This window comes from Trichocoleus sp. FACHB-591 (assembly GCF_014695845.1).
Classification (GTDB): Bacteria; Cyanobacteriota; Cyanobacteriia; order FACHB-46; family FACHB-46; genus Trichocoleus.
In genome coordinates this window covers 1-14,707 of record NZ_JACJPA010000032.1, presented here as the reverse complement: position 1 = coordinate 14,707, position 14,707 = coordinate 1, and the positions used below count along the sequence as shown (strand labels likewise).

General features: G+C 49.7%; 17 protein-coding genes and 1 rRNA gene. 8 read left to right on the top strand and 10 right to left on the bottom strand.

All coding sequences use genetic code 11. The annotated features are described in order from the left end of the window. Window positions 1-32: 32 nt before the first annotated feature. Window positions 33-1,238 (bottom strand): FAD-dependent hydroxylase, encoded by a 1,206-nt coding sequence (locus tag H6F90_RS05215; protein WP_190550840.1) that lies wholly within the window; start codon window positions 1,236-1,238, stop codon window positions 33-35. 318 nt (window positions 1,239-1,556) lie between these two features. Between H6F90_RS05215 and panB the strand changes: the two genes are divergently transcribed. Next, entirely contained in the window at window positions 1,557-2,339 is a 783-nt protein-coding gene (panB, locus tag H6F90_RS05210) for a 3-methyl-2-oxobutanoate hydroxymethyltransferase (protein WP_190550838.1), read from the top strand. 4 nt (window positions 2,340-2,343) lie between these two features. On the opposite strand, the gene H6F90_RS05205 is transcribed toward panB, so the two are convergent. The 5 genes from H6F90_RS05205 to H6F90_RS05185 all read right to left on the bottom strand — a co-directional run bounded on the left by H6F90_RS05205 (window position 2,344) and on the right by H6F90_RS05185 (window position 4,583). Next, entirely contained in the window at window positions 2,344-2,721 is a 378-nt protein-coding gene (locus tag H6F90_RS05205; RefSeq protein ID WP_190550837.1) for a hypothetical protein, read from the bottom strand. A 7-nt stretch (window positions 2,722-2,728) separates the two neighbouring features. Next, window positions 2,729-3,133, bottom strand: a complete 405-nt coding sequence (locus tag H6F90_RS05200) for a helix-turn-helix transcriptional regulator (RefSeq protein WP_190431040.1) — start codon at window positions 3,131-3,133, stop codon at window positions 2,729-2,731. A gap of 222 nt (window positions 3,134-3,355) precedes the next feature. Then, on the bottom strand, window positions 3,356-3,730 hold the full coding sequence (locus H6F90_RS05195; protein ID WP_190550835.1) for a hypothetical protein: 375 nt from the start codon (window positions 3,728-3,730) through the stop codon (window positions 3,356-3,358). A gap of 108 nt (window positions 3,731-3,838) precedes the next feature. Further along, the gene (locus tag H6F90_RS05190) at window positions 3,839-4,117 is read right to left on the bottom strand and encodes a hypothetical protein (RefSeq protein ID WP_190550833.1); all 279 of its coding nucleotides are present in this window, start codon (window positions 4,115-4,117) and stop codon (window positions 3,839-3,841) included. Between the two features lie 82 nt (window positions 4,118-4,199). Beyond that, window positions 4,200-4,583 carry a hypothetical protein gene (locus tag H6F90_RS05185; protein WP_190550831.1) on the bottom strand — a complete coding sequence of 128 codons (384 nt, stop codon included), beginning with the start codon at window positions 4,581-4,583 and terminating at the stop codon, window positions 4,200-4,202. A 278-nt stretch (window positions 4,584-4,861) separates the two neighbouring features. Between H6F90_RS05185 and H6F90_RS05180 the strand changes: the two genes are divergently transcribed. The 4 genes from H6F90_RS05180 to H6F90_RS05165 all read left to right on the top strand — a co-directional run bounded on the left by H6F90_RS05180 (window position 4,862) and on the right by H6F90_RS05165 (window position 10,326). Beyond that, the gene (locus H6F90_RS05180) at window positions 4,862-6,433 is read left to right on the top strand and encodes a sodium:proton antiporter (protein WP_190550829.1); all 1,572 of its coding nucleotides are present in this window, start codon (window positions 4,862-4,864) and stop codon (window positions 6,431-6,433) included. Between the two features lie 113 nt (window positions 6,434-6,546). Then, window positions 6,547-7,824, top strand: coding sequence for an adenosylhomocysteinase (gene ahcY / locus H6F90_RS05175; protein ID WP_190431036.1), 1,278 nt, complete (start codon window positions 6,547-6,549; stop codon window positions 7,822-7,824). 85 nt (window positions 7,825-7,909) lie between these two features. Further along, window positions 7,910-8,512, top strand: coding sequence for a DedA family protein (locus H6F90_RS05170; RefSeq protein ID WP_190550827.1), 603 nt, complete (start codon window positions 7,910-7,912; stop codon window positions 8,510-8,512). Window positions 8,513-8,595: 83 nt separating this feature from the next. Next, window positions 8,596-10,326: an ABC transporter ATP-binding protein gene (locus H6F90_RS05165; RefSeq protein WP_190550825.1), complete on the top strand. Its 1,731-nt coding sequence runs from the start codon at window positions 8,596-8,598 to the stop codon at window positions 10,324-10,326. Here H6F90_RS05165 and H6F90_RS05160 read toward each other — a convergent pair whose 3' ends face one another. Continuing rightward, window positions 10,327-10,743 (bottom strand): cytochrome c, encoded by a 417-nt coding sequence (locus H6F90_RS05160; RefSeq protein WP_199295737.1) that lies wholly within the window; start codon window positions 10,741-10,743, stop codon window positions 10,327-10,329. It abuts the gene before it with no gap. Window positions 10,744-10,935: 192 nt separating this feature from the next. On the opposite strand from H6F90_RS05160, the gene petG reads away from it, so the two are divergent. Continuing rightward, window positions 10,936-11,049 carry a cytochrome b6-f complex subunit V gene (gene petG / locus H6F90_RS05155; protein ID WP_190431032.1) on the top strand — a complete coding sequence of 38 codons (114 nt, stop codon included), beginning with the start codon at window positions 10,936-10,938 and terminating at the stop codon, window positions 11,047-11,049. A gap of 175 nt (window positions 11,050-11,224) precedes the next feature. On the opposite strand, the gene rsmD is transcribed toward petG, so the two are convergent. Together rsmD and hisH are read right to left on the bottom strand one after the other, a co-directional pair. Continuing rightward, window positions 11,225-11,773 carry a 16S rRNA (guanine(966)-N(2))-methyltransferase RsmD gene (gene rsmD, locus H6F90_RS05150; RefSeq protein ID WP_190550823.1) on the bottom strand — a complete coding sequence of 183 codons (549 nt, stop codon included), beginning with the start codon at window positions 11,771-11,773 and terminating at the stop codon, window positions 11,225-11,227. Window positions 11,774-11,830: 57 nt separating this feature from the next. Next, complete coding sequence (gene hisH, locus H6F90_RS05145) at window positions 11,831-12,475, bottom strand: imidazole glycerol phosphate synthase subunit HisH (RefSeq protein ID WP_190550821.1); 645 nt, start codon at window positions 12,473-12,475, stop codon at window positions 11,831-11,833. Window positions 12,476-12,537: 62 nt separating this feature from the next. On the opposite strand from hisH, the gene H6F90_RS05140 reads away from it, so the two are divergent. Beyond that, complete coding sequence (locus H6F90_RS05140) at window positions 12,538-13,050, top strand: peptidase C15 (RefSeq protein WP_190550819.1); 513 nt, start codon at window positions 12,538-12,540, stop codon at window positions 13,048-13,050. Between the two features lie 106 nt (window positions 13,051-13,156). After that, window positions 13,157-14,530 carry a DUF3370 domain-containing protein gene (locus H6F90_RS05135; protein ID WP_190550817.1) on the top strand — a complete coding sequence of 458 codons (1,374 nt, stop codon included), beginning with the start codon at window positions 13,157-13,159 and terminating at the stop codon, window positions 14,528-14,530. Between the two features lie 64 nt (window positions 14,531-14,594). Here the strand turns inward: H6F90_RS05135 and rrf are convergent. Further along, window positions 14,595-14,707, bottom strand: a 5S ribosomal RNA gene (rrf, locus tag H6F90_RS05130); the annotation flags it as partial.

The following is a 14,707-nucleotide window of genomic DNA, read 5'->3' as shown; positions in this document are numbered from 1 at the left end:
CTTAGCTAACCATTTCATACATACTATCAATGCTAATGTCTAGCTAGTTGTGGCGATCGCCCCGTTTGACCTGTCATCAATCGCAAAGCGAAGTACTTAAGGGGGCGGAGGGTTCGCATCAGCCAGAGACCTAAGCGGCGGATGATTACCAAGGGCAACCAATTAGTTGAGAAACAGCGATCGAGGAAATCGGTAAAGCCTAGGATTGTTAGGTTTTCGAGTTTGCGCCAGCGTTCGTAGCGTCGCAGCACTTTCAAGTCACCAATGTCTTCTCCTTTTTGGTGCGCCTGCAACAACACCTGGGCCAATGCTGCCGCATCTCGAATTCCCATGTTTAAGCCTTGACCACCTACCGGATGACAACAGTGGGCCGCATCTCCCACCAATGCCAAACGCGATAACGTATAGCGATCACTCTGCATCAACTGCACCTGAAACACATAGCGATCGCTAACCAGAGATAACTCGCCCATTTGGTCGCCATAGCGCCGAGAGAGTTCTGTAAGGAAAGCTCCATCGTCTAAATCAGCCATTGCCTTCGCTTCTGCGTGGGGAGCTGTCCAGACAATCTGGCAACGATTTCCAGGCAGGGGCAAAATTGCAAACGGGCCACTTGGCCAGAACCGCTCATAGGCAACACTGCCGTGCTCCTTTTCCGGCTGAACCACACAAGTAATGCAGGACTGCCAATATTTCCAGCCACGAGTGCGAATTCCAGCCTCTTGACGAATGGGCGATCGCGACCCATCCGCCGCTACCAGCAAACGGGTGCGAATGAGCCGAGTTTCTCCCTCAACCTTAACTTGCAACTCCACCCCATCCGGTTGATAGTGCGCCTGCACAACCTCCGCCGGACACAATTCCGTAATGTTCGGGCTGTTGTCTAAGCACTCATACAACGCCTGCATGATGACGTTGTGTTCTGCCACATAGCCCAGCGCCTCCGTACCCAAATCCTCCGGCAAAAACCGCACCGTGTGAGGGTAGTCTGCATCCGAAAGACGAATTTGGCAAAACGTCGTAATCTTCGGCAGAATCTCTTGCCACAACCCCAACCCCTGAAAAATCTTGCCCGATAGCAACGTCACCGCGTAAGCCTGCCGTCTGCTCAACCCCGCCGTCCGAGGTCGCGCCTCAATTAGCGCCACCCGCAACCCCGAATCCCGCAACGCACAAGCTAGCAGCGTCCCGACAATCCCGCCACCCGCGATCGCCAAATCATAGTCAAACCCAGCCATGCTTAACCGTCTTTAATAAAACAGCCTGAGAAATTGTGATTTTTCTTAATTGTTACGCGAACCGCCCAGAGGAGCAAGGAGAAGTAAGGATGGAAGAGGAGGGATAAAGGATGAAAGGGGTGAGGAATGAGGAGCAAGAACAGAAGACCAAAAGTATCGAAACGCTTATAGCTAGATTCGTCTGGAGGAGGTCTGGAGGACGCAGCCGTCCTTCAGCGGGGGTTTGGGGGCAGGTGCCCCCAATTTCTTAGTTTTAGCGTCTAGTTGCGATCGCACACATAAACAAGTGAGACTAGAACTTCGTTCAGCAAAGTAAACATGACAGTCAAAATCCAGCAGTTGAGCCAATGGAAACAGCAAGGTCGTCCCATCGTCGTACTTACCGCTTGGGACTACGCATTCGCTCAAATTCTGGATCAAGCAGGTGCCGATATTCTCCTCGTTGGAGATTCCCTCGCAATGGTGGCACTAGGCTACGAAACCACATTGCCTATTACTCTCGAAGAAATGCTGCACCATGCTAAAGCAGTTCGCCGAGGAGTCAAACAAGCACTAATTGTCGTTGACCTACCATTTTTGAGCTATCAGGAGAGTTGGCAACAAGCCATCCAGTCAGCAGGGCGAGTCCTCAAAGAAACAGGTGCTCAAGCCGTGAAACTAGAAGGCGGATACCCAGCGATGGCGGATACCGTCACTCATTTAGTCCAGGTTGGCATTCCAGTCATGGGGCACGTCGGTCTGACCCCACAGTCAGTCCATCAACTTGGCTACCGTCAACAAGGCAAATCCGTAGAAGCCAAAGAACGAATTTTGGCAGAAGCGATCGCCCTCGAACAAGCGGGAGCCTTCGCGATCGTCTTGGAACATATCCCTGCTGATTTAGCTCAGCAAATCACCCAGAAACTCACTATTCCTACTATCGGCATTGGCGCTGGCCCGCACTGCGACGGTCAGGTGCTCGTTACAGCAGATTTGCTAGGGCTTTCCAGTTGGCAGCCTCCTTTCGCCAAAACCTACGCCAACTTACGAGAGAGTATTACCCAAGCAGTGCAGGGCTTTGCCAGTGAGGTGCGATCGCAGGAGTTTCCGCCTAAACCATAAAAGCCTACAGTTTTTCTTCCAGCGGCTTGCAAAAATCGTCAATTCCAGCTTTAGCGGCATAGATACTCACGAGAGTTGCCAGTTCCCAAGGTAACGCTTTGGTCTCGACTAGCTGTGTGATGGTAGTTGCCAGGCGGTTGTCCACCAAATCGGCTCGTAATTCTGCCTGGCATAGCCTGGGCCGCCAGCGCTTCGCTAAACTTGTAATCCAACCCTCAGAGGTGGTAGGTTGTTGCCCAACCTGGATTGCTAGGGCGATCGCCGCATCCTCCAGATCCCCCTCACAGTCCTCAATCACATCTAAAGCGACCAAAGCTTGAGGATAATCGCTCAGTTCAGCGCGAAAATCAGAAATTTCTGTCGGCGTAAGAATTGTATCCATAATCAAACTAACTAGACGAATGAATAGAAGCTGATGGCCGCTTTACTTCAGGCTGGCTAAGGCGTAATTCTTGCACCAATCCTTCAACAGATCCCCGGAGTTGGTCCACCGTCAGCTTTAAATCTGCAAGCTCTGTATCTAAGTGATCTAAACGCCCTTCTATCGCTTTAAAGTCGAAATTTGTCTGAGAAGTCGTCAATTGCCAGAAGGAACAATTGAGGGCAGAAAGCACTTTTTGAACGGTAGAAAAATTAGGATCGTAGTCCGAATCATTCAGAATTCGATTAATTTGCTGAGTATAGCCTAAAGCACTGCCTCCATGCTCTTTAGCAATTCGCGCGGAAATTTTGCGAATGCTCATCTGCTGAGTTTTCATCAGCTCTCGAATTAATTCCACCACATTTTCTTGCATAAACCTCCTTCATCTACTAGGCTTAAATTAAGAACTTGAATCACTAAGTGACCTTCACCTCGCGGCGGGGGCCACTTTTTTATTTCTATTTATTTCTATAAGTAATTAAGTGTAGAAATACCGCTTGATTTTCAAGAAAAAAGCAGCAGGACAAGGGTCCTACTGCCACTACATTGCTCTCAAAAACAGATTTGAGAGCAGAGAAGCTGAACGGTTAAGTGACTAAAGCCCAACGAACTCGCGAGTTTCTAAGCCAGTGAGCTGCTGAGCGATCGCGAGACGAGTTTCCAGCTTGGCAACGCTAAACTCGTTCCGCAAATGCTCTAGATGAGCCAAGGCATTAGATTTCTCGGTGCTCAGGCGCAGCAGGGCATCCATCGCATGCTGATACTCAGGATTTACTTGCAGCACTTCAAAACGGCGAGCCTTACGCTGATTGTCATTCTTTAGGTTGGTTTCAAACGCCACGACCATATCAGCATTGCCTTCTAAGCGAGCAATATGCTGGCGGGCTTCCCCAATTTGGTGCTCTAGCTCATTCACTGCTTGAGCAGCTTGAGCGATCGCGGCAGGATACTGGCTGATGCTGAATTTCATAAATATCTTCCCTAAGCAAACTAAGAACTTGAATGTAAGGGTCAGGAATCAATAGGAGGCTGAGTAGAACAGCAACCCAGCCTGGAGAGCAATAGGCATCAGCCTAAATTACGCAGCTAGTTCCTCTAACTGCACTCGCTGCGATCGCACTGCCGCATCCAGATCGCTGGGAAGCAGACGCTTCGCTTGAGCATTGGGTGCGGTCTGCTCCAATACCTGAACTTCAATATTGACCGATACCAAATAAGAGCCAGCTGCTTCCCCGACTGCCTCGGCAATTAGCTCAGCCAGGTCAGGGCGATTGGCGGTGATGGGGTCGCGGAGAGTGCAACGGTCCCAGTCATATTTGGCGGTTGGGTCCACGCTGAGAATGTAGTGCTTAGTCATGGCGCAAGAACTTGAATCACTGTATTTATTGTAGTGTATTACCACCACATTTTCAAGGAAAAACAGGCCCGTTGTACACTGCTTAAGCAGCCAAAACTGGAGGTGCAACCTGTAAGGCGCGATCGTGAATATTGGCTTGGCTAGTGCTCAAATTGGGCCGTTTTACGTCCATCCGATCCCAATAGGCTAAGACCTTTGCGAGGTCAGTATGCTCCCGCAAAGCGATCTCATAGGTGTACTGAGACAGCATCTTTCCACGCCGGAGCTGATAGGTATAACCCAGACCAGATAAGTACTTAGCGAAAGCTTGAGCCTTGCTCAACTTGTCGAAACCGAAGTAGCAAGCTGCGGCAGGTCCACCCGATTTAGGCAACTTCTGAAAGGGGCTGCGTACGACCAAAACTCGGGGTGACAGGTATTGACCGACGCGACCTTGCTGTAACGAAAAAAAGCGACCGATCTGCATATTTAGAACTTGAATCTCACTAGATCTATTGTAGTTTATAAGCACTACATATAGAGCCTATGTAGACGTCTTATTTTAGGGTGATAACCACCCTGGAAGCGCTGAAAAATCGACCATTTTTGCGACCAAAACTGAGCAGCTAGCCTTCGATACCATTATAGTATTTCTGTACTAACAGCGTCTTGGTTCAATCCAATAGCCTCTAGATAGCATCCGGGGTGAGTATGTCACTATGGCAGCAAGTCACGATTGTGATTTGTTGTTCATTCTTAACAACTATGGCTATAGAAGCAGTTACAGAGGGAGTAGCCATTGAGCAAAATCTCAAGCAATTTCTCTTGGTGCTCTCTGTCTCCTTAAGCGTTGCCACTCTACCCCGGATCATTAGTTGGTTTCGCCAAATTCCCTACACGCTGCTGTTGGTGATTGTGGGGCTAGGGCTGGCGTTTATTGATATTCGCTTAGTGAATCTTTCGCCAGAGCTAATTCTGTCTATCTTTTTACCACCGCTGTTATTTGAGGCAGCTTGGAATATCAGGTGGTCTAACCTCAAGCAAGACTTGATCCCGATTAGCTTATTTGCAGTCCTAGGGGTGGTCATTTCGATCGCCGGAGTCGCTTGGGGGTTGATCTACTTAGGAGGTGTCTCCTTGACCACAGCCCTGCTAGTCGGAGCTAGCTTATCCGCCACTGATCCGGTGTCTGTAATTGCTTTATTTCGAGAGCTAGGCGCAGGTAAACGGTTGACCACCTTGATGGAAGGCGAGAGTCTATTTAACGATGGCATGGCTGTGGTTGCCTTTGGGTTTCTGGTGGGCCTGCCCCTCGGCACTAGCAACTGGGACATCTCAGCTCTGCTCGCCAGTTTAATTGGGGTGGTTGGGATTGGGATTGGCGTGGGCTGTCTGATTGGCTTTGGCATTTCCTATCTGACCCAGCGGTTTGATTTACCCTTGGTGGAGCAATCTCTGACCCTTGTTTCAGCCTACGGTACCTACTTGATCACCGAGGACTTGGGTGGTTCTGGCGTGATCGGCGTCGTCACGACTGGCATCATTTTGGGCAACATCGGCTCTCGGATTGGCATGAGTCCTCGAACTCGGCTGGTAGTGACTGAGTTTTGGGACTTCTTAACTTTTTTCGTCAACTCAATCGTGTTCTTGCTGATTGGTGATCAAATTCATTTTTCGGTGCTCGGTGCGAACCTAGGCACGATCGCCATCACGATTGGAGCCATGCTGCTCTCCCGCGCGATCGCCATCTATGCTTTAGGTGCCCTGAGTAATGGGGTAGCCAAATCTGGCATTTCCTTACCAGACCAGACGGTGTTGTGGTGGGGCGGGTTACGGGGTTCGGTTTCCATTGCACTGGCCCTGAGTGTGCCCACGATTTTGGGAGAGCGAGAAGAAATCATTGCCACTGTCTTTGGCACGGTTCTATTCACCCTCTTAGTCCAAGGACTTACGGTCAAACCGTTGCTAGAGCGTCTAGGACTCCTAAGCGATCAACCCATCCAACAAAAATATGTAGAGACGATCGCTCGTTGGGTGGCGATTAATCGAGTCAAAAAACACCTGACGCAAAGCGATCGCCCAGAAATTGACCCAGAGTTCTACCGCTATCAAACTGCATTGGTCAAAGGTCAGCTCAGCGATTTGCAAAGTGAGATTGACCAACTCCACAATGAGTATCCGGATCTGCGCGATTTTAGCCACGAGCTTTTATGGGAAGAACTAACAGCGATCGAAGCTGACACCTATGCAGAATTTGTGCGAGCAGGTCGCCTGAATAGCAAACTCGTTCCTCTGCTGGCAGAAAACTTAACTCAGGTTGAAGAGAAACCCCTGTAGTCTTTACCGCAGTCTTTGCCGCCAATCAGACCTGCTCCCAGGTGTTAGATCATCAGCAAATGCGGTTAGTCTAGTTTAAGTCAGTGAGTTCAATATTCTAAGGAAGCAATTTCATGACCGCGACTCCCATCCGGCTGAAGCACGAAGTCAAAGATTTATCACTTGCACCCCAAGGCAGACAGCGGATCGAATGGGCTGGGCGGGAAATGCCTGTTCTACGTCAGATCCGCGATCGCTTTGCTCAAGAAAAGCCATTTGAAGGGCTGCGTCTCGTTGCTTGCTGCCACGTTACCACGGAAACTGCGCACTTGGCGATCGCGCTCAAAGCGGGTGGAGCCGACGCCATCTTGATCGCCAGCAACCCCCTCTCTACTCAAGATGACGTGGCTGCTAGCTTGGTTGCCGATCACGACATCTCTGTATATGCCCAAAAAGGCGAAGACAACGACACTTACCACCGTCACGTCCAAATCGCGCTAGATCATCGTCCCAACATCATCATCGACGACGGTAGCGATGTGGTTGCAACTCTAATTCAACAGCGCCAGCACCAAATCGCTGACCTGATTGGCACCACCGAAGAAACCACCACCGGGATCGTGCGCCTGCAAGCCATGCTGAGAGATGGCGTGCTCACCTTCCCCGCCATGAACGTCAACGACGCTGACACCAAGCACTTTTTCGATAACCGCTACGGTACAGGCCAATCCACCTTAGACGGCATCATCCGCGCCACCAACATTCTGCTGGCTGGTAAAACGCTGGTGGTCGCTGGTTATGGTTGGTGTGGTAAGGGCACCGCTATGCGCGCTCGCGGCCTTGGCTCCAACGTTGTCGTGACTGAAATCGACCCCATCAAGGCGATCGAAGCAGTCATGGATGGCTTCCGCGTCATGCCCATGTCTGAAGCTGCCGCGATCGGCGATATCTTTGTTACCGTCACAGGCAACAAGCATGTCATCCGGGCTGAGCACTTTGCAGCTATGAAAGATGGTGCGATCGTTTGTAACTCTGGTCACTTCGACATCGAAATTGACCTCAAATCCTTGGGTGCTAAAGCAACCGAAGTGAAGGATGTTCGTAACTTTACCCAGGAGTATCGCTTGCAAAACGGCAAATCGGTTGTAGTTCTGGGTGAAGGCCGCTTGGTCAACCTAGCTGCGGCAGAAGGCCATCCTAGCGCCGTAATGGACATGAGCTTTGCCAACCAAGCCCTCGCTTGCGAACACTTGGTGAAGAACAAGGGTAACTTGGCTCCCGGAATTCACTCCATCCCCACTGAAGTCGATCGCGAAATTGCGCGTTTGAAATTGCAAGCAATGGGTGTGCAAATTGATACGCTCACCCCTGAGCAGATTGAGTACATTAACTCTTGGACTGCTGGAACCTAAACCAAGTTTTTAGCATTCTCTAAATTGGGGCGTTCTCAGCGCCCCATTTGTTTATGTTCTAAATCACCAGTGAGGAATTGAGCAGATGGCTGAGTGGATTACCAACACCATGAACTCCCTAGGCTACGTGGGTATTGGTCTATTGATGTTTTTGGAAAATCTCTTTCCACCCATTCCATCCGAGCTGATCATGCCGCTGGCAGGCTTCACAGTTTATCAAGGCAAAATGCAGTTTTTCTACGCTGTTTTAGCAGGGGTGCTGGGCACAGTGTTGGGAGCCTTGCCCTGGTACTATGCAGGCAAATTACTGGGCGAGGAGCGGTTAAAAGCTCTAGCCGATCGCTATGGCAAATGGTTATCTATTTCTAGCAAGGACATTGACCGAGCCGATGACTGGTTCGATCGCTACAATGCCAAGGCTGTCTTTTTCTGCCGTCTCGTCCCCGGTGTTCGGACCTTAATTTCTCTTCCTGCTGGCATTAGCGGCATGCCGATGGTACCGTTTCTGATCTACTCCACCCTAGGCACCACTTTATGGGTGAGTCTGTTGACTTATGCAGGCTACGCCCTTGGTCAAAACTATCATGTGGTGGATAAATACATTGGTCCGCTCTCTAAAGTAGTCCTCTGCATTCTGATTGCAGCCTTCATTATTTGGGTGGTCAAAAAGAACTGGAAACGCGCCTAAGTTCCCTGAAGTTAAGTTATTCAGAAACTGCCAAAAGCTGGTAGCGTCAGACAAAGGAGAGAACACTTGCTGGACGCTATCCCTTGAAGACACGATCGCACTATTGGCAGTTACTGCCTTATCTCAAACCTCATTGGCGTACAATCGCTTTAGCTTTTGCTTGCACCCTGGTATTTACTGCTTTTTGGCCCGTCTTGGCCTCGCTAGCAGGGAAGCTGCTGAGTCTCACCGCTAAAGGAGACATCAGGGAGCTGGCTCAAGTAGCCGGGGTGGTTGCTGTCGGGTTTCTGGTGCAGAAAACGGCTCAGTATGGGCAAGATTCGCTCATGGCTAAGGCTGCTTTGGCGATCGCCTATGACCTGCGGCGACGAGTCTATAGTCATCTGCAAACCCTCAACCTCAGCTATTTTGAAACCGCTCAAACCGGAGACTTAACCTACCGCCTGACCGAAGATATCGATCGCATAGGGGAAGTCGTGAATAAGATCTTTCATGACTTCATTCCTTGCGTGTTGCAACTCGTGGTCGTGTTGGGCTACATGATCTATCTTAACTGGCAACTGACCCTCGCCACTTTTCTCGTTGCTCCCCTGATGGGAGTTTTGATTAGCTGGTTTGGTCAAAAAATGCTGCTTTTCTCTCGCAGCAGTCAAAATCGAGTCTCTAACTTGTCCTCACTGCTCACCGAAGTATTTAGTGGCATTCGTTTAGTGCGAGCTTTTGCTGCCGAGGACTACGAAATCGAGCGCTTCAGCCGCGAAGCCGAGCGCAATCGTCAGGCTAAGTATTTAGCAGCTTGGTTAAGGGCGGTGCAGTTTCCGGTCGTAGGGTTTCTCTATGCACTGAGCGTGCTGTTTTTGCTGCTGCTGAGTGGTTGGCAGATCTCCCAAGGCAATCTAACTGGCACTGAATTTGGCAGTTATGCAGCGGCTGTGGGCTTTTTAATTGATCCGATCGCCCACATCCCCGATAACTACAACGAATTCAAACAAGGTGAAGCCTCGGTTGATCGGATCTATGAATTGTTTGCCATTCAACCTGTGGTCACGGAGAAATCGAATGCTCAACCCATGCCTGCGGTGACTGGCAAAGTAGAGTGCCGCGACATTGGTTTTAGCTACCAACCCGATCAGCCTGTGCTGGAAAACCTCAGCCTCCTCGCTTTGCCTGGAGAAGCGATCGCCCTAGTTGGTGCTTCTGGAGCGGGAAAAACTACCTTGGTGAATCTCCTGCCGCGTTTCTATGACCCTCAAGCAGGCCAAGTGCTGATTGATGGTGTAGATATCCGTGATGTCACCTTACGGAGCTTACGGCAGCAGATTGGCATTGTCCCCCAAGAAACGATTTTGTTTTCCGGGACGATCGCCCAAAACATTGCCTTTGGTCGCGCTAAGTTCGATCTGGATGCTGTGGAAGCCGCTGCCAAAGTTGCCAATGCCCATCAGTTTATTAATCAGCTTCCAGAAGGTTATCAAACTTGGGTGGGAGAACGTGGGGTTAATTTATCGGGAGGTCAGCGCCAACGAATTGCGATCGCCCGTGCAGTACTTCTAAACCCCCGCATTCTCATCTTGGATGAAGCCACTTCAGCTCTAGACTCCGAATCTGAAGCCTTGGTGCAAGAAGCACTAGAGCGGCTGATGCAAGGTCGTACTGTGTTCATCATTGCCCATCGTCTTGCGACTGTCCGGCGCGCCGATCGCATTTTGGTGCTAGAAAAAGGCCGTGTGGTAGAGTCCGGAACTCACGCTGAACTTTTGGAGCAGGGCGATCGCTATGCCCGCTTCTACGCCCAACAATTTCAAATTGGCTAGTTACAGCGTTTCCAGGTAGCTCAGCAAATCTGTCATTTCCTGCGGGCTAGGTTGAAATTGTGGCATTGGGGGTGTTCTGCCACTAATTACTTGATGGATCAGCTTTAACTTTGACTTTCGCCCAGAGATATTTCGCAAACTTGGACCCACGCGACCGTCTGCTTCTAGCCCATGACATCCAGCACAATTCATTTGAAAGATGGCATGCCCCAACACTGGGTCTCCTCTGAGAGACAACACACTCTTGACGTAAGGATCAGAAACCTGCCATTGGTGGACACCCAGAATCACCAACAAGATTGACAGCAAAATTGACAGCGCAATTAAGCTGACCTTCTGAATTAAAATTTCGGGCTTAATCGTCTGGTTATCCAAAAGATTTCTAACTGTAAAGGAGATATACAAAGAATTTTTCATTCAATAACATAGCTTAAAAGTTTCAAAGCGTGCAGGCAACCGGGGAGAGTTTTCTCAGATGGCTAACCAAAGTCAACAATCTCGTGACCTCACATAACCTCAACCAACAAAATCAACTTGGTGAAATACTAGTAGTATGAGAAACAGGCAAGAAACGTTAACGTACTGCAAACGGTCATAAGGAGATTTGACGTGGTAGAGCCTTTGCTTTCTGGGATTGTTCTCGGTTTGATTCCCATCACCCTAGCTGGATTGTTTGTTGCAGCGTACCTACAGTACCGTCGCGGCAACCAGCTCGGCCTGTAAAATCCATAAAATCTAGCCCTGGCCTTTTCGGAGTTTTCCTCCTAGGTCAGGGCTAATTTTTTTGACTAGGATCTGCGATCGCGCCAAGCTGCCTTTGCCCTGAGATATGGCCCAACACAAGGGTTAACCTGCCTTTGCTTACTAGATTGCCCAAATCGGTTTCTAAGGCTGCAAATCAAGTCGTAGCTTGACAGTAAAACGTTAAGGCAGTGTTGCTATAGTTTTTCTCACGGCAAACTTCCAGCGTGGGTATTTGACCGATTGTCCAACCTTGAGGGTCATGTTCCACAGCTACTTCGCCTCCTGGCGCTAGAAGTTCATAATGAGCGATCGCCTCTAAAACAGGTTGATACAAATCGCTGGCATAAGGTGGATCAAAATAAATGCAGTCAAACTTCTGGCCTGCTGCTCCTGGCAAGCGCTGCAAGATATCTCCCCGCCACACCTGAAATTGCTGCTCTGGTTTGGCTACCTGCTGCCAATTTTGCCGAATCAAGCTACAAGCTCGACTCGATTGCTCAATTCCCAGTACTGAAGCAGCTCCCCGACAGAGGGCCTCTGCTCCCATCGCGCCGCTACCCGTACACAAATCCAGCCAACGGCAGCCTTCCACCTTTCCCTGCCACATGTTAAACAAAGCCTCGCGAACCCGCGCTGAAGTCGGGCGAGTGGCCTGTCCAGGTAAAGTTTTCAGTTGGCGATTGCCATAAATCCTTAGACTCATGAATCAATACAGCGATCGCTTACCATAGTCATCTCGCAGGGAAAAATATAATTGAAATTATCGTGATTCAACTAAACTGGCAGTCCGAACCTGACTGACAAAGTTCGCTAAAATCTGTAAGCCTGCATCAGAAGACTTTTCAGGATGGAACTGTACCGCCATCAAATTGTCTCGGGCGATCGCCGCTGTCACGATTTGGGAACCATGCGTCACTGTGGCAGCCCGCACTTGAGGATCAATAGGATCAACATAGTAAGAGTGGACAAAATACACCCAAGGCTGAGCAGGCAAGCTTTGCCAGATAGGTAATTGGGGTTGCGTTAAGTTGAGCTGATTCCAACCCATGTGGGGAATTGTAATTTCAGGTTCACGACCGAAATGCCGTACCACTCCAGGTACAATCCCTAAGCCTGGTTCTTGGCCTTCCTCACTGCCGTCAAACAAAATTTGCAAGCCTAAGCAAATGCCTAGAAATGGTTGACCACTGGCGATCGCCTGTTTGATGGGTGCTTCTAAATGGCGCGATCGCAGATGTTGCATTGCTGGGTCAAAGGCTCCCACGCCAGGGAGGACAACTGCATCCGCTTGGGCGATCTCATCAGGGCGATCGGTAATTTGAGGTGTGGCTCCTGCTCGCTCCAAGCCTTTGCAAACCGAGTGCAAGTTGCCCATGTCATAATCGACCACTGCAATGACTGCCATTAACCCACTTCCCTGCGCTGATTCAAAGTACTTTCATTGTAGTTGGTTGTAGATTACCTCTCATGCCACAAACCATCCTCCTCACTTCTTTTGCCACCTGGCAACCCCACCAACAATCGAACTCTTCTGATGATTTACTGGAAATAGTCTCCTACCAAAATCCTTACCCCCAACAACTGCATTTCCTCCGCCAAATTCCAGTCGATTTTCATATCGCCCCAGCTCAGCTTCTAGCCAAAGTAGATGAATTACAACCCAGCATCATCCTTTCTTGTGGTATGGCAGAAAGCCGCTGTCTGCTCACAGTGGAGTCCAATGGCAAGCATGGCGATGAGGTTATCACCACACCTCTAGACTTAGAATCTTTAATTGCAGCCCTACGCATAACAGCCATCAGTCACGATGCCGGGCAATTTGTTTGTAATTGGCTTTATTACTCTCTCTTGAAATACCACAGAGAGCAACAACTCCAGAATCATTGCCTCTTTGTTCACGTACCAGTTTTGACTCCACAAAACCTAGAACTCGTCGTGCCCGATTTCTTAACAATTATGCAGCGCTTGCTGAGCCTGTAACCGATCGGATTCACTCCAGACAAATCAATTTTCTCGAAGGCAAATATAAAAACTTACTGCACCCCGTAGACTTCTTATTATTGATACGTTTCGAGCAAACTGCCACATGTTCTCGTTGTTGCCCCTCTTCACTCTGGCTCAAGCCACTCCTACGCCTTCCCCACCGCCTTCGGAAGAATTTGTGCGTCCGCAAGAAGTCAGGGCGTTACCTGGTCAGTTAGATGATGTTCTAGTCTTCAATAGCAATAGCCCGGAAGTAGTGCAGAAAGAAGGGATTCTACTTTCGACCTTTCCTTCTGCAAATAAACGCTTTCCTGCGGCTCATCTTAATGTCCCCCTTCAGGGCCGCTTCGACCTCTTCGCACATCACATCGCTAAAGCGACTACCCCTGAAGATCTGAAGACACTCTATTTGGGTGCAATTCTCCACAACTCCAGCAGCCAAGCAGTCACCGTTGATATTCTGCAAGCCGCAAGTTACCTTAGCCAACCAGATGCCCCCTTTATTGAGCTACCTCCCTACATTGAAAACCCAACTGGGAGCGTCTACGCAGGCCCAGGCGATCGCGCCATGAATGATATCTTGCGAGGCAGAAGGCAAGCTGACTTTCCAGCACAACTGGTAATCCCACCAGGAGAGAGCCGCATGCTCCTCAATCTCCCAATTCCAGTTAAAACTCTCGATCCGCCTATCAATGGTCGCTCTACATTAATGCGCTTAAGGAGCAACGGACCAGTCTATCTGGCTACTTTAGGGATGTTTGCGCGGACCAATGCGGATGGTAATGAACGGCCTCCCACACTAGAGGAATGGGAAAACCTCTTAAACAATGGTGAGTTATCAGGACCACGCGATCGAACTCCTACACCTCCAGATATCAAAACAGGCCAAGTAATTTACAGTCGAGTCGCTGGAGTCGCTCAAGGATCTACCTGGCAGTCTCAACTTGTCGATAGCCCCACTAACCAATTCCTAACCATTCCAACGGCAAGACAAGCATTCTCCTATGGCCTCAGCACATTACTAGCTGGCACTTTAGGGACGAATCAAATCCAGAGCGCTCCGATACAAGCTCGTTATTCGGATACAGCATACCAAGCCCACGGCAACTACGCAGTTCAGTACAACTTGACTCTGCTGCTCCACAATCCCACTAGCCAATCACAGAGAGTTACCGTTTCACTAGAGACACCCCTCAAAGAAGATACGCTCAGCAAGCAGGGCCTACGCTTCCTAGAACCACCCGCTCGTCAAGTCTTCTTTCGGGGTAGCGTTCGGGTCCGTTATAACGATGAGGGCGATCGACCGCTCACTCAATATATCCATTTAGTACAACGACGGGGCCAAGAAGGTGAACCACTCGTCACCTTAAACATTCCTAGCAACCAGCGTCGCCTCGTTCAGGTTGATTTTCTTTATCCTCCTGACTCTACTCCACCCCAAGTTCTAACAGTCAAAACCCTAGACACCACCAATTGAGCCTAAAAACCAAAACAAAAAGGCCCCTTTGTACTTAATCAAAGGAGCCTTTTTATAAATATTACCCTGGCATCGAGCTATTGTCCCGTGGGGCTGCCCCCAAAGTATCGTCGCCGCTACAGCGTTTCACCTCTGAGTTCGGGATGGGTCAGTGTGGTTCCACCGCGCCATGAACAC